A 20,080-nucleotide genomic window follows, 5' to 3' on the forward strand; every position below is an offset into this window, starting at 1 on the left:
ACAGCCCACTACGTGACAGCACAGCAGGAGACCAGACCACACGCCGCGGCCAGGCCCGCACGGTGGGCGGCCGACACGGTGGCGACCATGCGCGAGGGTGCGCGGGTACGGCTCGACTACTCGGCGCAGAGCCTGTGGCGGGTGGACCGGATGATCGAGGACATACGACGCGAGGATCCGCCGCACGCGGCGGTCGAGAGCGTGCTGCGCGGCTTCGGCGCCTACGCCGGTGAGGTCATCGTCCGCCAGACCGGCGCCGAGTGGTGGGCGACGGGCGGCGACCACTGGATCCGCACGCCCGACGGCCGGCTGTGGGACCCCATCGAGGAGGCCCGGCGGTGCTTCGGCGGCCAGGGCTCGCTGCGCCTGCTGTGCCGCGACGCGACCGCCGCCGGCTGACCACCCGGCCCAGGACCCCTCGCACGGGCGGGCTCCGGTCCGACGGGGCACCGCGCTGGTCCGGCGTGACTCGTTGAGAGTCGATCCGTGCCGGTCGGCCGGCCGACCGGAGCACCGTGCAGCGCAGGATGCGGCACCGGCAGTCCGCCCTTTCCGCGTGCCCCCGTTGCTCCGGTCGGCCGTCCGGTCCTCGGCGGGCTGTGACACTTCTGTGAGGCCGGGCGCTGATGACCTTGGAAGGCGTGGAGAGGGCCGTAGTGCGCCGCCCGGTGGGGCATGCGCCGTGCGGTGGCCACGAACTCGGCACGAACGAGGTCAGTCTTGGGCCAGGCAGGGGAAACCCGTCGACCGCAGGCACGCGACGGGGAACTGGGCGCGGCCGTCGCGCGGGCGCAGGACGGTGACGAGAGCGCCTTCGCGGTGGCCTACCGGATCGTGCAGCCGGGTCTGCTCGGCTATCTGCGCGGCATCGTCGGCGACGAGGCCGAGGACGTGGCCTCCGACGCCTGGCTGGAGATAGCCCGCGACCTCGGAAGGTTCCGGGGGGACGGCGCCGGGTTCCGTGGCTGGACCGCGACCATCGCCCGCCACCGGGCCCTGGACCACCTGCGCAGACAGCGCATACGGCCCCGGGCGGCGGCGCTCGAACAGGACGTACTGGAGCTGCCCGGACCGCACAGCACGTACGAGCAGGCGCTGGAGTCCCTCTCCACCGAGCGCGCCCTGGAACTGGTCCGGACACTCCCGCCGGACCAGGCCGAGGCCGTGCTGCTGCGGGTGGTCGTCGGCCTCGACGGCCCCGCCGTCGCCCGTGTCCTCGGCAAGCGCCCCGGCGCGGTCCGCACCGCGGCCTACCGCGGGCTGAAGCGACTCGCCCGCGAACTGGGTGCTCAGGAGGCTGCGGCGGCAGGTGTGACGGACGAGGTCCCCCGAACGCTGGGGGAGTCGGAATGAACGACGGCCGCCACCGGCCGTATGGATACACGGGAACCGGCGGCGCGAGGCCCCCGGCGGATCCGAGGGGCCGAGCGGGCCGGACCAGGAACGGGAACAGACATGGGTGAACGGCACAGCGGCGACGGGCTGCCCGGTCGTCGGCGCGGGCACCCGGGCGGCGCGGTCCTGGGAGCGGGGCCGGCCGGCGCGGACGCGCCGGACTGCGGGGACGCCGTGTTCGAGGCGTGGTTCGCCGCCGCGATCCGCGCGCAGGCCGTCCCCGACGGCTTCCCGGACGGCGTCGACCCCGCGGCCGAGCGGCGCGCCGTGACCGCGTTCCGCACCGCCCGGGACCGCGGGGCGCACCGGGCGCGGACCCGGCGCCGGGACGACTGGCGGCCCCGGGCGTCGCGCCGCGCCCGGCTTTCGGTGAAGGCCACGCTCTCGGTGTTCCTCGCGAGCGTCACGCTGGGCGGGGTGGCCGTCGCGGCGATCAACTCCGCCGGCCCGTCCGGGCACCGGGACGGCGACGGCGGGCGGCGGCCGCAGCCCGCGGCGAGCGCCCCGCACCGGCCGGCGGCCCGGCCGCACGACACCGCGTCCGGAGCCCCTTCGGCCCGCCCGCACCACCCGGCCACCGCCAGGGACACCCTGGCCCACTGCCGTGCCTACGAGCACGTCCGGGACCGTGGCAGGACGCTGGACGCGACGGCCCGGCAGCGGCTCGTCACGGCCGCGGGCGGCGAGAAGAACGTCACGGCGTACTGTGCCTCCCAGTTGACCCGGGCCGACGGACAAAAGGCCGACAAAGCCGCCAAGTCGAACAACAGTGACAAGGCGCCCAAGGATGAGAAAACCGGCAGGAGCGGCACCGGTGACTCGCCGAAACCCGGCGGGAAGAACTGACCCGTCCCGTCCGCGCCGAGTGGTCCGGGCAACGGTTTCCCGTCCGAAACGGCAGTCCCGGCACCGGCCCCTCGTCCGCGTGCGGCGCTCCGGCCAGCTGTTTTCCGTCCGCGTACGGCGGTTCGCACATCGGCTTGCGGGCCGCCCGCAGCGGCCGGGGCAACGGCCGGGGCCGCCACCCCCCACAGGAGAGGCCCCGGCCGTCGCGCGACACGGGCCGCGCGGCGGCCCGTACTTCCTTCAGCGTCATGAGTGCGTTTTCTGTCACACCCATGCGTGTCACGAGTTAGTTGCATCTTCTACAGACATGGACGAGGAGAGGTTTCACGCCGTAACGTGCCTTTCGCGCCGACCGAAGACGGGCGTAAAGGGAGTGCGGTGCTGGGGGACGACGCGGAGCTGACCACCGCGGTGCGTGCGGCACAGGACGGGGATGAGACCGCGTTCCGTACGGTGTACCGCGCGGTGCATCCGAGGCTGCTCGGATACGTACGCACACTGGTAGGCGATCCGGACGCCGAGGACGTCGCGTCCGAGGCCTGGCTGCAGATAGCCCGGGACCTCGACCGGTTCAGCGGCGACGCCGACCGCTTCCGCGGCTGGGCCGCCAGGATCGCCCGCAACCGCGCCCTGGACCACATACGGATGCGCGGCCGCCGCCCCGCGATCGGCGGCGACGAGACCGAACTGACAGGTCGTGCCGCCGAGTCCGACACGGCCGGCGAGGCCATCGAGGCGCTCGCCACGGACGGCACCCTCTCGCTCATCGCGCGGCTCCCGCAGGACCAGGCCGAGGCGGTCGTCCTGCGTGTGGTGGTGGGCCTCGACGCCAAGACCGCCGCCGAGACGCTCGGCAAGCGCGCGGGCGCCGTACGCACCGCCGCGCACCGCGGCCTGAAGCGGCTCGCGGAGCTGCTCGGCGACGATCCGGAATCGGCGGCCGTGCTCGACGCGCTCCCGCCCCAGCGAGAACCGCGCAGGCGCGCGGTGACGTCCGCAACTGTGACGCATACGCGTTCGCGGACGCAGAAGGACATGTGATGGCCGACGAGCAGTACAAGTGGCTGACCGGAGAGACGGCGGAACGTCTGCTGCGCGGTGAGTCGCTGGAAGCCGTCGACGAATCCGGACGTGACCAGGCGGAACAGCTGGGCAAGGTGCTGGGTTCCCTTGCCGCCGAGACGGCCCCCACGGCCGCGGAACTGCCCGGTGAGCAGGCCGCCCTGGCCGCGTTCCGCAAGGCCCGCGAGGCGGCCGAGGCCGAGCGGACCGCCGCCGCGCTCGGCGACGCGAGCTCCGGCAGACGCTTCGGCCGCCCCGCACGCGAGGCGGACGCAGGCCTGGTCCGCATCGGCGCCCCCACCCGTACCGGAACCCGCTCCGGCCGCCCGCGCTGGGCCCGCCCGGTGCGCCTCGCGCTCGCCGCGGCGGTGGCCGCGGGCATGCTCGGCGGGGTCGCCATGGCCGCCGGCAGCGGGGTGCTGCCGATGCCGTTCCGCGACGACCCGGGGCCCGCCGCCTCCGTCTCCGCCCAGAACTCCGGACGGCCGCCCAGCTCTCCCTCCCCGCAGTCCACCCCGGGCATCGTCCCCGACCTGGACACGCCCAGCCCCGGCATCAGCGGGTCCCCCGGCGCGGACCCCTCCCGCAACGCCGACGACCGGGGCAGGGGCAAGGGCACGGAGAAGGGCACCGAGCCGGGTGCGGGCGCACCCCAGGGGACCCGCGGCACCGCATGGCGCAAGGCCGTTGTCTCCGCCTGTCGCGACCTGCGGGACGGCCGCGACCCGGGGGCCGAGCGCAGGCGGGTCCTGGAGTTCCTGGCGGGCGGCTCCGCGCGGGTGACCAAGTACTGCACGTTCGTCCTGGCAGCCCAGAACGCCTCCGGGGGCGAGAACAAGGGCGACGACGGCAACGATGCCAAGGGCGGCGGCTCGGACGGCAAGAGCGACGGCGGCAAGGACGGCGACGGCAAGGGCGACGGGGACGGCAAGGGCGACGGGGACGGCCACGGCGGTGACGACGGCGGTCATCGAGACCGGGACCACCGCCACGGCCGTCACCGGGGTGGCATCGCCTCACCCGCGCCCTCGGTCTTCACCCCGCGGACCCAGGGCCGGCCGGTGCCGGCGTTCTCGCCGAGCCCGTCGTACACCGCGCTCTGACCTCGGCCGACCCCGCTGACCTGCGATTTCGTTGGTCGCGAAAATTTTTCCGCGAGGGGTGTGACGTTTTTGGCCGCCGGGACGCAGTACTGAGTGAGCCGACTGGTCATCGGCCGTCGCACTGAGCCGGGGTTCCCCCCGTACCTACGGCTCGTGCACCTGGCGCGGGCGGGACACGTTCCCCCGGTCCCGCCCGCGCCCCACATCTCCCTCCCGCCCGGTGCCTCACCAGTACACGACGACCTTGTCGCCGGTCCGCACCTGCGCGAACAGCTCCGCGATCGCCGTCTCGTCCCGCACGTTGACGCACCCGTGCGAACCGCCGGCGTACCCGCGCGCCGCGAAGTCGTAGGAGTAGTGCACCGCCTGGCCGCCGCTGAAGAACATCGCGTACGGCATCGGGGAGTGATAGATCGTCGACACATGGTGCCGTGACTTCCAGTAGATGTGGAACACCCCCTCGCGGGTGGGGCTGTACTGGGTGCCGAAGCGCACGGACACCGTCGAGACCGTGCGCCCGTCGACCATCCAGCGCAGCGTCCGGCTGGTCTTGCTGATGCACAGCACCCGGCCGGTCAGACAGCGCGGATCAGGCATGGCAGCCGGCTGACCTCCCATCAGATACAGCTCCCAGATGCCCGGCCGGTGCGTCATCGCCAGCAGCCGCTGCCAGGTGACGGTGTCCAGCACCCCGGTCCGCGGCAGCCCGCGCTTGCCCTGGAAACCCTGGACGGCCTGCTCGGTCAGGTCGTCGTACGACCCCGTCGGCCCGTCGAACAGCCAGCCGACCTGGCGGAGCCGCGCCTGCAGCTCGCGCACCCCCGAGCCGCTGTTGCCGCGCCGCCACAACACTTCGGGCACGGGCTGGACGGGCTTCGCGGCGGGCACGCCCCCGGGTGTCCCGGCGGTGCCGGAGGTGCCGCCCGTCCGGGCGGGGCCGGGGCTCTCGGCCGTCCGGGTGCGTTCGGGGCCGCCGGACGGCAGCCGGACGTGCACCGGTGACCGGTTCTTGCCGTCCGCGCCCGGGGGCTGCACGGTGCAGCCGCAGAGCGCGGCGAGGGCGGCGGCCGAGGCGAGTACGGCGGCAGGTCTCCCCGAGATCCTCATGCCCCAGATGCTTCCCCGCGTGACCGCCGCCGAACTACGGGGCATGGTGAGGGGGGACAGAACGTACTGCGGAGGCATCCATGGCGCGCGAGTCGGAGTCGGGGCTGCCGATCGAGCCGGTCTACGGGCCGGTGGACCTGACCGGCTGGGACCCGGCAGGGAAGCTGGGCGAACCGGGGGCCTACCCGTACACCCGCGGGGTGTACCCGACCATGTACACCGGCCGCCCCTGGACCATGCGCCAGTACGCCGGCTTCGGCACGGCTGCCGAGTCCAACGCCCGCTACCGGCAGCTGATCGCGCACGGCACGACCGGCCTGTCCGTCGCCTTCGACCTGCCCACCCAGATGGGTCACGACTCCGACGCGCCTCTCGCCCACGGCGAGGTCGGCAAGGTGGGCGTGGCGATCGACTCGGTCGAGGACATGCGGGTGCTCTTCGACGGCATCCCGCTGGACAAGGTCTCGACGTCGATGACGATCAACGCCCCGGCGGCGCTGCTGCTCCTGCTCTACCAGCTGGTGGCCGAGGAACAGGGCGTACCGGCGGACCGCCTGACCGGCACCGTCCAGAACGACGTCCTGAAGGAGTACATCGCGCGGGGCACGTACATCTTCCCGCCGAAGCCCTCCCTCCGCCTGACCGCCGACATCTTCAGGTACTGCACCGCCGAGATCCCGAAGTGGAACACGATCTCGATCTCCGGCTACCACATGGCAGAGGCGGGCGCCTCGCCCGCGCAGGAGATCGCGTTCACCCTCGCCGACGGCATCGAGTACGTCCGTACGGCGGTGGCGGCCGGCATGGACGTCGACGACTTCGCCCCCCGCCTGTCCTTCTTCTTCGTCGCCCGTACGACGCTGCTGGAGGAGGTCGCCAAGTTCCGCGCGGCGAGGAGGATCTGGGCGCGGGTGATGAAGGAGGACTTCGGCGCACGGAACCCGAAGTCCTGGATGCTCCGCTTCCACACCCAGACGGCCGGGGTCCAGCTGACGGCCCAGCAGCCGGAGGTGAACCTGGTCCGGGTGGCCGTCCAGGCCCTCGGGGCCGTACTGGGCGGCACCCAGTCCCTGCACACCAACTCCTTCGACGAGGCGATCGCGCTGCCGACGGAGAAGAGCGCGCGCCTCGCGCTGCGCACCCAGCAGGTCCTGGCGTACGAGACGGACGTCCCGGCGACGGTGGACCCGTTCGCGGGCTCGTACGCGGTGGAGAGGCTGACCGACGACGTCGAGGCGGCCGCGCTGGACCTGATGCGCAGGGTCGAGGATCTCGGCGGCGCGGAGGCGGCGATCGAGCGGGGCTTCCAGAAGGCGGAGATCGAGCAGAACGCCTACCGCATCGCGCAGGAGACGGACTCCGGCGAGCGGGTGGTGGTGGGCGTCAACCGCTTCCGGCTGGACGACGAGGAGCCGTACGAGCCGCTGCGGGTGGACCCGGCCATCGAGACCCGGCAGACGGAGCGCCTGGCGAGGCTGCGGGCGGAGCGGGACCGGAGCGCGGTGGATACGGCCCTTGCCGCGCTGAAGAAGGCGGCACAGGGCGAGGAGAACGTGCTGTATCCGATGAAGGAGGCGCTGCGGGAGCGGGCGACGGTGGGGGAGGTGTGCGGGGCGTTGCGGGAGGTCTGGGGGAGTTACGTGCCCTCGGACACGTTCTGATCCCTCGCTCGCTCACGGCGGTTGCTCCGTGCGGGTGATCACGGGAGCCCCCGTGCGACACTCCTTCCCATGTTCGGCGTCATCGATCTCCCCACCTATCTGGCCGGTCTCGTCCTGATCGTCCTGCTGCCCGGTCCCAACTCGCTGTACGTGCTCTCCGTGGCCGCCCGTCGCGGCGTGCGCGCGGGGTACACCGCCGCCGCCGGGGTGTGGTGCGGGGACACCGTGCTGATGACGCTGTCGGCCGCCGGGGTCGCCTCGCTCCTCCAGGGCAACGCCGTGCTCTTCGGGATCGTGAAGTACGCCGGGGCCGGATATCTGACCTGGCTGGCGATCGGCATGCTGCGGTCCGCCCGGGAGATGTGGCGCACCCGGCGCGAGAAGGCCGTCGAGGAGGCCGTGACGGTCGCTCCGGCCGAGGAGCGGCCCCTGCGCCGTGCCTTCGTCGTCAGCCTCTTCAACCCCAAGGCGATCCTGTTCTTCGTCGCCTTCTTCGTGCAGTTCGTGGACCCGGGCTACGCCTACCCGGCCCTCTCCTTCGTCGTCCTCGGCGCCTTCGCCCAGCTGGCCAGCTTCCTCTACCTCAGTGCGCTGATATTCGGCGGCACCCGCCTCGCTGCCGCCTTCCGCCGCCGCCGGCGGCTGTCGGCGACGGCGACCTCGGCCGCGGGGGCCCTGTTCCTTGGGTTCGCGGTGAAGCTGTCGCTGGCCAGTGCGTAGGCCACCGGGTCAGCGCAGGCCGACCGTGGCCAGGTAGTCGCCGAGTCCGTCCGCCGAGTCGCCCGCCCAGCCGACGTACCCGTCCGGACGGACCAGGAAGACACCGGGTCCGTAGGACTCGGGGGCGGCCGGGAGGGCCTTCACCCCCGCGACGGGTGCCGTCGCGCCGAGCAGCGTCCAGTGCGGCCCCCGGAACGCGTCGAAGAGCCGTACGCCGTCCACCGTCCCGTCCGGTGCCCGGTCGCCCGCCCGTACGGCCGACGGGACGGCCCGCCTCTCCTCGCTCAAGGACGAGTCCGGGTAGCCCAGTCCGAGCTGCACCGTCGCCTTCCCGCGCTGCACCTCCCCGCGGTGCACTCCCGTCGACAGGCCCAGCATGGCCGCCGCATTGGCCCGCCGCTCCTCCTCGTAGGTGTCCAGCAGCTCCTGCGGCGCCCCGCCGTGCAGGACCGCGCCCAGCTTCCAGCCCAGGTTGTAGGCGTCCTGGACGCTCGTGTTCAGTCCCTGCCCGCCGGCGGGCGAGTGGACGTGCGCCGCGTCGCCCGCGAGGAACACCCGGCCCGCCCGGAAGCGGTCCGCGAGCGCCGCCCGGGGCCGGAAGCCCGAGGCCCAGCGCAGCTCGGTGAGGTCGTCCCCGTCCAGGTGCGTGTACGCGGCGACCAGCTTGCGCAGGCCGTCCAGGGTGAGGTCCGGCTCGGTGCCCTCCGGCAGCTTCGCGGCCAGCTGGAAGTCGTCCGTGCCGGCGAGCGGGCACAGCGCGAGACCGGTGCCGTCGGCCGCCGGGAAGGTGTGCCAGCACGCCCGGTCCAGTCCCCCGACCCGCACGTCCGCCACCACGAACGGGCTCGGGTCGACCGTCTCCCCGGTCATCCCCACGCCCACCGCCCGCCGTACGACGGATCGGCCGCCGTCGGCCGCGACCACGTACCGCGCGCGCAGGGCCGTACCGTCGGCGCACCGCACGTGAACGCCCTCCGCGTCCTGCTCCAGGCCCGTCACCTCGCGGCCGAAGGCGACCTTGCCTCCCAGCTCCACCAGCCGCGCGTACAGGATCTCCTGGGTCCGCCACTGCGGCACCATCCACGGCTCGGTGTACGGCGCGCCCTCGTCCGCCGCCACGGGCTCGAACATCGGCTGGTCGCCGCCCCGCTCGCCGTCCTTCCAGACCACCCGTGCCGGGTAGGTGCCGCCGGCCGTGCGGATCGCGTCCAGCACGCCGAGGTCCTCGAACACCTCCTGGGTGCGCGGCTGGATCCCCTTGCCGCGCGATCCGGGGAAGAGCCCCCGCTCCCGCTCCACGACCAGCGCGTCCAGCCCTCGCCGGGCGAGGTCGATGCCGAGGGCGAGTCCGGTGGGACCGGCGCCCACGATCAGGACATCCATCGCGATTCCCCTTAACGTCGTTAAGTGCCGTCGACGACCAGGCTGCCCTTAACGCTGTTAAGCTGTCAAGCGTGAGTACGGAACGACGCGCGCCCCTGGACCGCCGGCGGGTCGCGGACACGGCGCTGCGGCTGCTGAACGAGGTCGGCCTCGACGGGCTGACCCTGCGCGCCATCGCCAAGGAGCTGGACGTCAAGGCCCCGGCGCTGTACTGGCACTTCAAGGACAAACAGGCGCTGCTGGACGAGATGGCGACGGAGATGTACCGCCGCATGGTCGCCGGCACCGTGCTCGATCCGGCCGACACCTGGTCGGAGCGGCTGCTGAAGGTCGGCCGTGGGCTGCGCGCCGCCCTGCTCGGCTACCGCGACGGCGCCAAGGTCTACAGCGGATCACGCTTCACGGGCACGGACCACGCCCGTGAGATGGAGGAACACCTGCGTGTCCTCACCGCTGCCGGTTTCAGCCTGGTCCAGGCGGTCAACGCGGCGCGGACCGTGACCGCGTACACCATCGGCTTCGTCACCGAGGAACAGGGCGTCGAGCCCCTCCCGGGCGAGCGCCGGGAGGGGTACGACATCGAGGAACGGGCCCGGCGCCTGGCCGACTTCCCGCTCGCCGCCGAGGCCGGAAGGGTGCTCTTCGACGCCTACGACGAGCAGTTCGAGGAGGGCCTGGCGCTGGTGATCGCGGGGGTCGAGGCGCGCTACGCGGGGCCGGCGGAACGCGGCTAGCCGAGGTGGCCGGCGAGAGACTCCCGTTTCAGCGCCTTCTTCAGTCGCGGGCCGAACGGCTTCTCCACGAACCGGTGGATCAGCCACGCCAGCAGCAGCATGCCGAGCACCGTCGTCGCGAGCGTCGGCCACGCGGGCAGGCCCAGGGCCCGGTGCAGCACCCGGATGACGAACCAGCCCAGGTGCTCGTGGACCAGGTAGAACGGGTACGTCAGCGCGCCGGCCGTGGTCAGCCAGCGCCAGGAGGCCCAGCGGGTCCAGCCCAGCGCCACGACGGCGACGGCCGCGAAGGCGAGGGTGACGATCAGGACGACGACGTACGGATTGCGGTGCGGGTGCGGGCCCCACAGGCCGCGGGTGGCCTCGCTCTGTGCGAGCAGCCAGGACATCGTGACGATGCCCCACGCGAGCAGGTCGCTGCCGAAGCGGTGGATCAGGTACAGCGCCAGACCGCCGATGAAGAACGGGGCGTACTCGGGCATGACCACCTGGTTCAGCAGCTCGTTGCCGGACGAGTGGCACAGGACGGCCGCCACGGTCCAGACGCAGGCGTACAGCACCACCCGGCGGTAGGTCACCCCGCGCAGGACGACGAGGATCGCGAACAGCACGTAGAAGCGGACCTCGACCCAGAGCGTCCAGCACACGCCCAGGACCCGGGTCGCGCCCATCGGCTGCTGAAGCATCGTCAGGTTGACCAGGAACTCGTCCAGCCGGACCGGGTGGACCACGACGGGCAGGGCGAGGGACGCACCCGTGACCAGGACCAGGGCCACCCAGTAGGCGGGGTAGAGGCGCGCGATCCGGGAGCGGAAGAAATCGCCGAGGGTGCGGCCCCAACTGCTCATGCAGATCACGAAACCGCTGATGACGAAGAAGAACTGCACACCGAAATTGCCGTAGACGGCCACCCGGGACAGGGTGGGGAAGAGGTGGGTCGGGCTCCCGTGCCAGGACCCGGAGACCGGTCCGCCGCGTCCGGCGTAGTGGTAGAGGCAGACCATCAGCGCGGCCACGAGCCGCAGTCCGTCCAGGGCGAGCAGACGGCTCTTGGAGCCGCCGGAGACGGACGGGGCGGGGGCCGGTCCCGGTGTGGGCGGAGCGCTGGTGAGGGTGGAGGGCGAAGCAGACATGATGCTCGACATTTTTCCCGAACAAGCGTTAACCACCTCGGATTTTCATATGAATTTCCGTGGTGCGTCCATGCTCCAGGAATTCGCCCGACCGACCTCGCTCGTTTACCTGTTCGTCGTTTTTGCTTCCTGCCGACAGGAAAAGGGCGGGCCCGTGCCGGGCCCGCCCTCATCAGGAATGCACGTTCAGCGACGCACGGCCCGGCGCAGATTGCGCGCCCGGCGCGCCACCCTTCGGACCGTGGCATTGCGCGGAATGAACGCCAGCTGGGTCGGCACCCCGCCGGGCAGCGCCAGCGAGGTCAGCCGCCTGCGCTTGAAGTAGCGCAGGATCCGCTCGCTGTGGTTCTTCTCCAGGTACTGCTCGGTCTCCTCGCGCAGCCGCGGCAGGATCTTCGGCTGCATCGCGAAGCCCACCGCGCGCACCAGGGCGCCCAGCGCCTCCACGTCCGTGCCCCGGCGCTGCTCGGTGACCGCGGCACGGTCGCCCAGCTCCGGCAGCAGCGCGTCGACCACGGTGACCGGGATGCGGTTGCTGTTCTCGTACGGCGTCAGCTGCTCCAGCAGCAGGTCGGTGCCGACCCGGGCGACCGGCAGGCCGTACAGCGCGGAGGCGGTCAGCAGCGCGGTGGAGAAGCAGCCGACGACCAGCGCCGGTCGCATCCGCTGGTACAGCACCTCGGCCAGCACGGGCGTGTCGAGCACGGTGAGGTCGACCCCGAGCCGCTCCGCCTCCTCCTCCAGGGTGCGGGCGTAGCGGGCCGGGGCGGTGGGGTGCGGCTTGAACACCACCTTGGTGTGCCCGAGTTCGACGGCCCCCTTCAGCATCCGCACATGCAGGTTCTCCTCCTGCTCGGGGGTGAGGATGTCGAGCGCGGAGAGGTACTGGCCGAGCAGCAGCGCGGGCTCCTCGATCCCGGGCAGCTCGTCGCCGAGGGGCGTGAGTCCGGCCAGCACCTTGGTGAAGGCCGGCGTCGGCACGATCTCGCCCGGCACTCCGAACTCGGTAAGCAGCAGCGGCTTCAGACCCGGCACCAGATCGAGGTGGAGCACCCGGTCCACCCGGGTGCCGACCAGCGGGTCGATCTTGTTGCGGGTCGGGCCGTAGCTCATCAGGCCGTCGGCGTAGACGGTGACCGGGGCGCCGGTGAAGATCTGGGCGAGCGCGAGGGACGGGTTCACCTGGATCGACTCGACGGCCAGCTCCACGTCGTCCTCGCCGAGCTGCCACTCGTGGCGCAGGAACCGTTCCCACAAGGGCATGTCGTCCACCCGGGGCGCCCAGCCGCCGGGGTGGAAGGGGAAGATCGTCTCGTTGTACGACAGCACGTCGTCGAAGCGGTCGCGCAGCCGCTCGAAGCCCGGCATCTCGTCCAGGCCGGGCGTGGTCTCCGGCGTGGCCGCGTTGTTGCAGACCAGCAGGATCCGCCGGTCGGCCGGGCGGAAGCAGCCGGAGTCCAGGGCGGCGGCGAGCGTGGCCGTGCCGTACAGCGTCGACGCCTGGAAGATCTGGGTGGTCACGCGGCGGCTCCCGCGGGGGCGGGACGGCGGCGCAGCCGGCGCAGCTTGGAGGCGCGCTGGATGTCCATCGAGTCCAGTGCCTCGTCCAGGATGTCCTGCGGCATGCGCCGCAGGGCCGCGGCACTCATGGATTTCAGTTTCCTCGCCACCGCGGGCTCGAACCTTTCGATGGATCCCACATGGTGGGAAATGATGGCGCAGTACGTGCGGACGGCCTTCGGCAGCAGGGCGGCCGCCTCCGGGTCGGCGGCGGTTTCCGAGACGACCTGGTCGAACGCGCGAATGAAGTCGAGCTGGCGCACATCACCGATCTGGGTGAGGGACGTGGCCACCCCGCGCCGGTAGAACACACCGAGCAGGCCGACCGCGGCGAACGACTCCGCCTCCCGGTGCAGCTTCCAGATCCACGGCCGGTCCTCGGCCGTGCGCAGCCCGTCGGTGAAGTGCAGCAGCCCCTTGTCCACCAGGCGCCGGTGGTAGACGCCGGCCCAGGCGAAGGCGTAGTCCACGGAGGTGGACCGGTCGGCGGGCAGGATCGCCTCGCGCGGGTTCAGCACGACGCCCCGGCGGCCGACCGGCACCCTCTGCACACTGCGCGCCCGCGCGGTGCACTGCACATGGTCGGTGCGCACGAAGTCACAGCCGAGATCCTCGATCGCGCCGACCAGCTGCGGGTAGTAGCCGGGGGCGAGCCAGTCGTCGCCGTCCAGGAAGGTCAGGTACTCGCCCCGGGCCCGGTCGATGCCGGTGTTGCGGGCGGTCGCCAGTCCTCCGTTCTTCTCGTGCCGGACGAAGACCGCGCCCGGCAGCTCGCGCTCCGCGCGCGCGAGAATCTCTGGTGTCCCGTCGCGCGAACAGTCGTCGACGAGAATGAATTCGAAGTCCTCACGCGCGTTCGCCTTCAGGCTCCTGAGCGTGTCGGGCGCATATTGCTGCACGTTGTAGAACGGCACGATGACGGAGAGCTTGACCACGTCAAGGACGTTAGGGGGAAGCCCGTCATGTGTCTTGACGGTCGCCTTGATACAAGGTGAACGACATATGGCGAAGCTGTGAACCGGGCTTTTTCCTGCCGCAATCACGGCCTGATTCGCCATTCGGCGATGTGCTGTTAACCGTTTGTTGTATTCGGGTTGGGCGGAACCTCGGAATGCCTTCCTAGCGTCTTCGACGTGCCAGCAAGTGCAACGAAAGCCCTGCGGGTGGCCGTCCTCGCGGATTCCGACACCCGGTGGAAGTGGGGCGCGCTCACCGCGCAGCGCGTCACCCCCACCGACGCCGGGATCCGGCTCGACGGCTACCTCCTGCGAGGCCGAGCCACCCCGACCGCCCGCCAGCTCGACGAGGTCGGCGTCCGCGCGGACTCCCTCCGCGAGGTGACCGCCGTCGAGTTCCTGCGCGCGATGACCGAGAGCACCGAAGACCCGTACGACGTCCTCGTCCTCTCCCTGGTCGGCGGCGGTGTGCAGGCGATGCTGCACGGGCTGCGAGGCGCCTGGGGCTCCGGGAAGCGCCCCGTCGTCGTCACCGGCTACGTCGGCGTCGTCTACGAGAAGCTCGCCGACGGGCTGCTGCTGCGCCACGGCGCGGACCTCGTCCTCGCCAACTCCCGCCACGACGCGGACCGGTTCCGCGCCGTGTACGAGGGGGTCGGCGCCGACGCGTCCGCGGTGACCGAGGTCGCGCTGCCGTTCCTCGGCGGGCAGCCGTACACCGGCGAACACGACCCCTGCACGGTGGTGTTCGCGGCCCAGCCGTCCGTCCCGGACAGCCGCAAGGACCGCGTCTACCTGCTGAACCGGCTGATCGAGCACGCCCGCAGGCACCCCGAGCGCGAGGTGCTGCTGAAGCTGCGCTCCAAGCCCGGCGAGCACACCACCCACATCGAGGAGCTGCCGTACCAGAAGCTGGTCCAGGGCAAGGACGTGCCCGCCAACTTCCGCCTGGTGTACGGCCACATGGGCGAGGTGCTCGACCGCACCGACCTGCTGGTCACGGTCAGCTCCACGGCCGCCCTGGAGGCTCTGCACCGCCGCATCCCGACGGTCGTCCTGACCGACCTCGGCGTGCGCGAGGTGCTCGGCAACCACCACTTCACCGGCTCCGGATGCCTCGCCTCCTGGGACCAGCTGGACGCCGGGCACCGCCCGGTGCCCGACGAGGAGTGGGTGGCCCGGCAGGGCGTCGCCGCCGACGGCTCCTACGCCACCGCCTTCGACGCGGCCCGCGAGCGCATCGCCGAGCTGCTGGACCGCGCAGGCGGCCTGCCGCCCCTGAACCCCTACTACACACCCGAGACCGCGCCCGGCTACCTCCCCGGGATCCTCGCGCGCCACCATCTCGGCCCCGACGGCGCGCCGCTGCCCGGCGCGCCCGCCGCCGACAAGGCGCCCGGACCCGTCCGCCAGATCGTGCGCCGGGCCGCACGCGGCGCCTACCGCCACGGCGTGCAGCGCGTGGCCCCCGTGATCCGACGAATGGGAGAGCTGTGAGCGACCGGATCCCACGGCAAGGAGTGGAGCACATGACCGACGCCAACCCCGACGCACCCGCGGTGCGCCGCGTGCTCGCGGTGATCCCGGCGCGCGGCGGCTCCAAGGGTGTCCCCGCCAAGAACCTCGCCCCCGTCGGCGGTATCCCGCTGGTGGCCCGCGCGGTGCGCGAGTGCCGCGCCGCCCGCCTGGTGACCGACGTGGTGGTCTCCACCGACGACCAGGCCATCGCCGCGGCCGCCCGCCAGGCCGGCGCCGAGGTCGTGCTGCGCCCCGCCGCCATCGCCGGTGACACCGCCACCTCCGAGGCCGCAGTCCTGCACGCCATGGACGCCCACGAGGCCCTGCGCGGCGCGCCCGTCGACGTCGTCCTGCTCGTGCAGTGCACCAGCCCGTTCCTGGTCCGTGAGGACGTGGACGGGGTCGCGGCGGCCGTCGTCGAGAACGGCGCCGACACCGCCGTCACCGTCGCCCCCTTCCACGGCTTCATCTGGCGCGACGCGGCGGACGACCCGGTGGCCGTCGACACACAGTCCACGGCGTCCCTCGGCGGATCCGTGACCGTCACCAACTCCACGACGGTCAGCGGCGGTTACGGCGTCAACCACGACAAGTCCTTCCGCCCGCGCCGCCAGGACCGCCCCCAGGACCTGCTGGAGACCGGTGCCGCCTACGCGATGGCCGCGACCGGCTTCCGCGAGCACAGGCACCGCTTCTTCGGCCACACCGAACTGGTCCGCACCGACCCGGCCCGCGTGCTGGAGATCGACGACCCGCACGAGCTGGCCCGCGCCCGGGCCCTGGCCCCGCTCTTCGACGCGGACCGCCCCGGCGCCCTCCCGACCGCCGACGACATCGACGCGGTCGTACTCGACTTCGACGGCACCCAGACGGACGACCGGGTGCTGATCGACTCCGACGGACGGGAGTTCGTCTCCGTGCACCGCGGAGACGGGCTCGGCATCGCCGCCCTGCGCAAGAGCGGCCTGAAGATGCTGATCCTGTCCACGGAACAGAACCCGGTGGTCGCCGCCCGCGCCCGGAAGCTGAAGCTCCCGGTGCTGCACGGCATCGACCGCAAGGACCTCGCCCTCAAGCAGTGGTGCGAGGAGCAGGGCATCGCGCCTGAGCGCGTGCTCTACGTCGGCAACGACGTCAACGACCTCCCGTGCTTCGCCCTCGTCGGCTGGCCCGTGGCGGTCGCGAGCGCCCACGACGTCGTACGCGGCGCCGCACGCGCGGTCACCACAGTCCCCGGCGGTGACGGCGCGATCCGAGAGATCGCCAGCTGGATCCTCGGCCCCTCTCTCGATTCCCTCCCCAAGTAAGGACATCCCCTGATGAGCACCAACTCCCGTCTGCGTACGTTCGGTTCGCGCGAGGTCGGCCCCGGCCGTCCCGTCTACATCTGCGGCGAGATCGGCATCAACCACAACGGTGAGCTGGAGAACGCGTTCAAGCTGATCGACGTGGCCGCCGAGGCCGGCTGCGACGCCGTCAAGTTCCAGAAGCGCACCCCGGAGATCTGCACCCCGCGCGACCAGTGGGACATCGAGCGCGACACCCCCTGGGGCCGGATGACCTACATCGACTACCGCCACCGCGTGGAGTTCGGTGAGGACGAGTACCGCCAGATCGACGAATACTGCAAGAGCAGGAACATCGACTGGTTCGCCTCCCCGTGGGACACCGAGGCCGTCGCCTTCCTGGAGAAGTTCGACCTGCCCGCCCACAAGGTGGCCTCCGCCTCCCTGACGGACGACGAGCTGCTGCGCGCCCTGCGCGCCACCGGCCGCTCGGTCATCCTCTCCACCGGCATGTCCACCCCCAAGCAGATCCGCCACGCGGTCGAGGTCCTGGGCAGCGACAACATCCTCATGTGCCACGCCACCTCCACCTACCCGGCCAAGGCCGAGGAGCTGAACCTCCGCGTGATCAACACGCTGGAGAAGGAGTACCCGAACGTCCCGATCGGCTACTCCGGCCACGAGACCGGCCTGCAGACCACGCTGGCCGCCGTCGCCCTCGGCGCCACCTTCGTCGAGCGCCACATCACCCTCGACCGCGCCATGTGGGGCTCCGACCAGGCCGCCTCCGTGGAGCCGCAGGGCCTCACCCGCCTGGTGCGCGACATCCGCACCATCGAGGCCTCCCTCGGTGACGGCGTCAAGAAGGTCTACGAGTCCGAGCAGGGCCCGATGAAGAAGCTGCGCCGTGTCGCCGGCGTCGTCGCCGAGGCGGAGATCGCCGCGGCGGCGGGCGAGCCGGTCTCGGTCTGAGTGCCCTGATCGCCTTAACTGCCCTACGACGGGACGGTCGTACGACGATGAGCCCCCGCGCCGGCCAGGCCGGCCACCTGCCCCGCACGCTCGCCTTCGTGGAGAGCCCGGTACAGCTGCTGAACGTACTGGAGTGGGCGCACCTGCAGGGCCTGCGCGACACCGCGGAGCCGGCCCGGCCGTCCGTGCCCGCGCAGGCACGGCGCTCACCGGCCGGCACCGCGGCGCCCGCCGACGCGGAGCTCACCCTCGTCGTCCTGTCCCCGACCGACCCCATGACCCGGGGCCAGCTGCGCCGCATGGCGGACCTGGCCCGGGACGAGGGGTACCGGGTGCGCTGGGAAGAGGCGCGGGGCGGTACGACCGCGCCCTTCCACACGATCGGCGGCCTGGCGGGTGCGCTGCGCCGGGCCGACCGCATCGTGATGGGAGACCCGTTCTCCCGCTACGTACAACTGCTGCTGACGATCACCCGGGCCAAGGACCTGGTCGTGGTCGACGACGGCACGGCGACGATGGAGTTCGTCGCCCAGCTCGCCCGCGGCGAGCGCCTGGTGCGCTGGCACCGCAAGGGCGGCCGCCCCGGTGCCCGGGACCTGCTCTTCGCCCCGGTCTCCTCCTCGGCCCGCCGCCGCCTCACGCCGAGCGCGGGCCGCCGGGTCGAGGTCTTCTCCTCCATGCCGGTGACGGAGACCCCCGAAGGGGTCACGGTCACCGCCAACGACTTCGCCTGGACCCGCGCCCGCTTCGGCCCGCCGCGCGTCACCAGGAGCGCCGACATGGTCGGCACGTCCCTGGTCGAGACCGGCGTGGTGGACGGCGACCGCTACCTGGAGGCGGTCCGCGGCCTGGCCAAGGCCCACGGCGCCACGCGGTACTTCGCCCACCGCCGCGAGAGCGCGGACAAGCTGCACCGGCTGGCCGCCGAGACGGGCCTGGAGATAGTCCGCCCGGACCTCCCCCTCGAACTGATCGCCCGCCGCGGCCCCATCGGCCGCACGATCCTCAGCTTCCCCTCCACGGTCGTCCACACCCTCCCCCTCGCCCTGGCCGGCACCGGCGTCCGCGTCGCCGTCTGCGACATCGACCCCACCTGGCTGACGGAGAGCGCCTCGCCGCGGGCGCAGGGCTTCCTGTCGGGGGTCACCGGGACGGCCCGGGACGTGCACCGCTTGGCGGCGGTGGGGCTGGCGTAGCCACCATGGACGACCCCGACGACGGGCCCTGCCACAGCCCGGGTCACGTGGGTTCTTCGTCGGCCCCTGCCGCTTCCGCCGCCGCCATGATCGCGGTCTCGTACACGTCGATGACCTGTTCCACGGTCCGGTCGGTGCACTCGGCGAGGTCGGCGGTCACCGAGACCGCCCAGTTCGCCAGGGACAGCGCGAAGGCCATCAGCTGGTCCTCACCATGACCGCGCCTGACCGCCAGCAGGTAGGCCAGGTTCAGATAGGGAACGAGGTCGGGTTGTGAGACCTGGGCCGCGTTCTTCCTCACCATCTCGATCGTGGTCTGCGTCGCCTCCGCGCGGAGCGGCAGTAGCCTGTCGCGTTCGGCGTGGACCTCGCCGAGAAATCGCCGGCGCTCGTGTTTCTCCATGCTGTTCCTCCCGGACTTCGCCCCACCCGATGGTGCGGATCGGACGGGGGTGTTACATCCCGATCGGTCCAACTGCGCAACTTGTTGGATCATTGTCGTGGCCGTCGTGGCCGCGATGGTTGAGCGCAAGTCCTGCGGCCGCTGCTGCGGCGGCTCGTCTGGTCTCCGGGCAGGGGGAGCTGATGGTGGGGGCGCTCAGGGTCTCCGCGCCAGCACGAACGCCCGTGACCGGGTCTCTTCCCCGTCCGGCTCCCGGACCACCGTCGCCACCAGTTCCAGACCCGCCTCGATCAGCACGGATGTGACCTGCTCCGGCGTGCGCCAGTAGTAATCGAGGTCGATCTCATGGCCGAAGCGTTCCGCCAAATGGAGGTGGTCCGGTTCGGTGGCCGACTGGAAGGCGAGGAGGGCGTGGCCGCCGGGCGCCAGCGTGCGGTGGAACTCGGCGAACGCCGTCGGCAGGTGGTCGTCGGGGACGTGGATCGTCGAGTACAGGGCCAGAATCCCGCCCAGCGTGGCGTCCGGGAGGTCCAGGGACGTCATCGAGCCCACGTGGAAGCGCAGCCGTGGGTGCGCCTCGCGGGCCAGGGCCGCCATCGCGGGGGAGACGTCCACCCCGAAGACCGGAACGCCCAGGTCGTGCAGGCGGGCGGTGACGTTGCCGGGGCCGCTGCCGAGGTCGGCGACGGGGGCTGCGCCGTTCGCCGTGACCAGTTCGGCGAAGGCCGTGATCAGCTGCCGGTCCAGGGGGTGGGACGGGCCGTCCGGGAAGCAGGAGGCGTAGTCCTTGGCGATCGCGTCGTAGGAGGAGCGGGTGGTCTGCAGGAAGTCCGCGGTCGAGTCGCTCACGATCGCGAACCTACCGGGATCGGTTCCGCTCCGTGGACAAGTCGCGCGGGACGGTGGTGATGCGTGGTATCCGTGTAAGGAGGAACAAAGGTTTTACCCACCAGTGTCCGCCGCCATGCGTCCGCCGGCCAGCTTTTCTTCCCCTAACGGGCTGAACTTTTGTTGATCGATGGGCAGTTGGCCGGTCGGGCGTCCT

At 72.0% G+C, this 20,080-nt stretch carries 19 protein-coding genes; 12 read left to right on the plus strand and 7 right to left on the minus strand.

Going from position 1 to position 20,080, the window contains the following annotated elements; genetic code table 11:
• The first annotated feature begins 12 nt into the window (after positions 1 to 12).
• The 5 genes from AB0H32_RS18065 (at position 13) to AB0H32_RS18085 (ending at position 4,406) form a co-directional block, all read left to right on the plus strand.
• Entirely contained in the window at positions 13 to 399 is a 387-nt protein-coding gene (locus tag AB0H32_RS18065) for a hypothetical protein (RefSeq protein ID WP_361120930.1), read from the plus strand.
• A gap of 321 nt (positions 400 to 720) precedes the next feature.
• Positions 721 to 1,353, plus strand: coding sequence for an RNA polymerase sigma factor (locus tag AB0H32_RS18070; RefSeq protein WP_361120933.1), 633 nt, complete (start codon positions 721 to 723; stop codon positions 1,351 to 1,353).
• Between the two features lie 102 nt (positions 1,354 to 1,455).
• On the plus strand, positions 1,456 to 2,241 hold the full coding sequence (locus AB0H32_RS18075; RefSeq protein ID WP_361120935.1) for a hypothetical protein: 786 nt from the start codon (positions 1,456 to 1,458) through the stop codon (positions 2,239 to 2,241).
• Positions 2,242 to 2,619: 378 nt separating this feature from the next.
• Positions 2,620 to 3,282, plus strand: coding sequence for an RNA polymerase sigma factor (locus AB0H32_RS18080; RefSeq protein WP_361120938.1), 663 nt, complete (start codon positions 2,620 to 2,622; stop codon positions 3,280 to 3,282).
• Positions 3,282 to 4,406, plus strand: coding sequence for a hypothetical protein (locus AB0H32_RS18085; RefSeq protein WP_361120941.1), 1,125 nt, complete (start codon positions 3,282 to 3,284; stop codon positions 4,404 to 4,406). The genes AB0H32_RS18080 and AB0H32_RS18085 overlap by 1 nt, the downstream gene beginning before the upstream one ends.
• 225 nt (positions 4,407 to 4,631) lie before the next feature.
• On the opposite strand, the gene AB0H32_RS18090 is transcribed toward AB0H32_RS18085, so the two are convergent.
• Positions 4,632 to 5,513, minus strand: a complete 882-nt coding sequence (locus tag AB0H32_RS18090; RefSeq protein WP_361120944.1) for a L,D-transpeptidase family protein — start codon at positions 5,511 to 5,513, stop codon at positions 4,632 to 4,634.
• 80 nt (positions 5,514 to 5,593) lie between these two features.
• On the opposite strand from AB0H32_RS18090, the gene AB0H32_RS18095 reads away from it, so the two are divergent.
• A complete protein-coding gene (locus AB0H32_RS18095; protein ID WP_361120946.1) occupies positions 5,594 to 7,174 on the plus strand; it encodes a methylmalonyl-CoA mutase family protein in 1,581 nt (526 codons plus the stop codon).
• Positions 7,175 to 7,243: 69 nt separating this feature from the next.
• On the plus strand, positions 7,244 to 7,894 hold the full coding sequence (leuE, locus tag AB0H32_RS18100) for a leucine efflux protein LeuE (protein WP_361120949.1): 651 nt from the start codon (positions 7,244 to 7,246) through the stop codon (positions 7,892 to 7,894).
• A 9-nt stretch (positions 7,895 to 7,903) separates the two neighbouring features.
• Here the strand turns inward: leuE and AB0H32_RS18105 are convergent, their stop codons facing one another.
• Positions 7,904 to 9,283 (minus strand): FAD-dependent monooxygenase, encoded by a 1,380-nt coding sequence (locus tag AB0H32_RS18105; RefSeq protein ID WP_361121032.1) that lies wholly within the window; start codon positions 9,281 to 9,283, stop codon positions 7,904 to 7,906.
• 65 nt (positions 9,284 to 9,348) lie between these two features.
• Here AB0H32_RS18105 and AB0H32_RS18110 point away from each other — a divergent pair, with 65 nt between their 5' ends.
• The gene (locus AB0H32_RS18110) at positions 9,349 to 10,011 is read left to right on the plus strand and encodes a TetR/AcrR family transcriptional regulator C-terminal domain-containing protein (protein WP_361120952.1); all 663 of its coding nucleotides are present in this window, start codon (positions 9,349 to 9,351) and stop codon (positions 10,009 to 10,011) included.
• On the opposite strand, the gene AB0H32_RS18115 is transcribed toward AB0H32_RS18110, so the two are convergent.
• The 3 genes from AB0H32_RS18115 to AB0H32_RS18125 form a co-directional block, all read right to left on the minus strand.
• On the minus strand, positions 10,008 to 11,144 hold the full coding sequence (locus AB0H32_RS18115) for an acyltransferase (RefSeq protein WP_361120955.1): 1,137 nt from the start codon (positions 11,142 to 11,144) through the stop codon (positions 10,008 to 10,010). The two genes, AB0H32_RS18110 and AB0H32_RS18115, sit on opposite strands and share 4 nt — an antisense overlap.
• 186 nt (positions 11,145 to 11,330) lie before the next feature.
• Positions 11,331 to 12,665, minus strand: coding sequence for an alpha-2,8-polysialyltransferase family protein (locus tag AB0H32_RS18120; protein WP_361120956.1), 1,335 nt, complete (start codon positions 12,663 to 12,665; stop codon positions 11,331 to 11,333).
• On the minus strand, positions 12,662 to 13,639 hold the full coding sequence (locus AB0H32_RS18125; protein ID WP_361120959.1) for a glycosyltransferase family 2 protein: 978 nt from the start codon (positions 13,637 to 13,639) through the stop codon (positions 12,662 to 12,664). The genes AB0H32_RS18120 and AB0H32_RS18125 overlap by 4 nt, the downstream gene beginning before the upstream one ends.
• Positions 13,640 to 13,837: 198 nt before the next feature.
• Here AB0H32_RS18125 and AB0H32_RS18130 point away from each other — a divergent pair, with 198 nt between their 5' ends.
• The 4 genes from AB0H32_RS18130 to AB0H32_RS18145 are packed head-to-tail and all read left to right on the plus strand — an operon-like array spanning position 13,838 to position 18,632.
• Positions 13,838 to 15,157, plus strand: coding sequence for a DUF6716 putative glycosyltransferase (locus AB0H32_RS18130; protein WP_361120962.1), 1,320 nt, complete (start codon positions 13,838 to 13,840; stop codon positions 15,155 to 15,157).
• Positions 15,158 to 15,189: 32 nt separating this feature from the next.
• Positions 15,190 to 16,485 (plus strand): N-acylneuraminate cytidylyltransferase, encoded by a 1,296-nt coding sequence (locus tag AB0H32_RS18135; protein WP_361120965.1) that lies wholly within the window; start codon positions 15,190 to 15,192, stop codon positions 16,483 to 16,485.
• A gap of 12 nt (positions 16,486 to 16,497) precedes the next feature.
• Positions 16,498 to 17,436: an N-acetylneuraminate synthase family protein gene (locus tag AB0H32_RS18140; RefSeq protein WP_361120967.1), complete on the plus strand. Its 939-nt coding sequence runs from the start codon at positions 16,498 to 16,500 to the stop codon at positions 17,434 to 17,436.
• Positions 17,437 to 17,483: 47 nt separating this feature from the next.
• The gene (locus AB0H32_RS18145) at positions 17,484 to 18,632 is read left to right on the plus strand and encodes a hypothetical protein (RefSeq protein WP_361120970.1); all 1,149 of its coding nucleotides are present in this window, start codon (positions 17,484 to 17,486) and stop codon (positions 18,630 to 18,632) included.
• 43 nt (positions 18,633 to 18,675) lie between these two features.
• Here AB0H32_RS18145 and AB0H32_RS18150 read toward each other — a convergent pair whose 3' ends face one another.
• Both AB0H32_RS18150 and AB0H32_RS18155 read right to left on the minus strand, forming a co-directional pair.
• Entirely contained in the window at positions 18,676 to 19,035 is a 360-nt protein-coding gene (locus AB0H32_RS18150; protein ID WP_361120973.1) for a hypothetical protein, read from the minus strand.
• A 195-nt stretch (positions 19,036 to 19,230) separates the two neighbouring features.
• The gene (locus tag AB0H32_RS18155; RefSeq protein ID WP_361120976.1) at positions 19,231 to 19,884 is read right to left on the minus strand and encodes a class I SAM-dependent methyltransferase; all 654 of its coding nucleotides are present in this window, start codon (positions 19,882 to 19,884) and stop codon (positions 19,231 to 19,233) included.
• Between the last annotated feature and the right edge of the window lie 196 nt (positions 19,885 to 20,080).

It is taken from the genome of Streptomyces sp. NPDC020362 (assembly GCF_040642095.1).
In the GTDB taxonomy this organism is placed as follows: Bacteria; Actinomycetota; Actinomycetes; order Streptomycetales; family Streptomycetaceae; genus Streptomyces.

What these genes read in the sequence shown, in the direction of transcription:
- AB0H32_RS18075 (WP_361120935.1), top strand. Translation starts at nt 1,456, where the DNA reads ATGGGTGAACGGCACAGCGGCGACGGGCTGCCCGGTCGTCGGCGCGGG.
- AB0H32_RS18085 (WP_361120941.1), top strand. Translation starts at nt 3,282, where the DNA reads ATGGCCGACGAGCAGTACAAGTGGCTGACCGGAGAGACGGCGGAACGT.
- AB0H32_RS18090 (WP_361120944.1), bottom strand. Translation starts at nt 5,513, where the DNA reads ATGAGGATCTCGGGGAGACCTGCCGCCGTACTCGCCTCGGCCGCCGCC.
- AB0H32_RS18095 (WP_361120946.1), top strand. Translation starts at nt 5,594, where the DNA reads ATGGCGCGCGAGTCGGAGTCGGGGCTGCCGATCGAGCCGGTCTACGGG.
- leuE (WP_361120949.1), top strand. Translation starts at nt 7,244, where the DNA reads ATGTTCGGCGTCATCGATCTCCCCACCTATCTGGCCGGTCTCGTCCTG.
- AB0H32_RS18115 (WP_361120955.1), bottom strand. Translation starts at nt 11,144, where the DNA reads ATGTCTGCTTCGCCCTCCACCCTCACCAGCGCTCCGCCCACACCGGGA.
- AB0H32_RS18135 (WP_361120965.1), top strand. Translation starts at nt 15,190, where the DNA reads ATGACCGACGCCAACCCCGACGCACCCGCGGTGCGCCGCGTGCTCGCG.
- AB0H32_RS18140 (WP_361120967.1), top strand. Translation starts at nt 16,498, where the DNA reads ATGAGCACCAACTCCCGTCTGCGTACGTTCGGTTCGCGCGAGGTCGGC.
- AB0H32_RS18145 (WP_361120970.1), top strand. Translation starts at nt 17,484, where the DNA reads ATGAGCCCCCGCGCCGGCCAGGCCGGCCACCTGCCCCGCACGCTCGCC.
- AB0H32_RS18150 (WP_361120973.1), bottom strand. Translation starts at nt 19,035, where the DNA reads ATGGAGAAACACGAGCGCCGGCGATTTCTCGGCGAGGTCCACGCCGAA.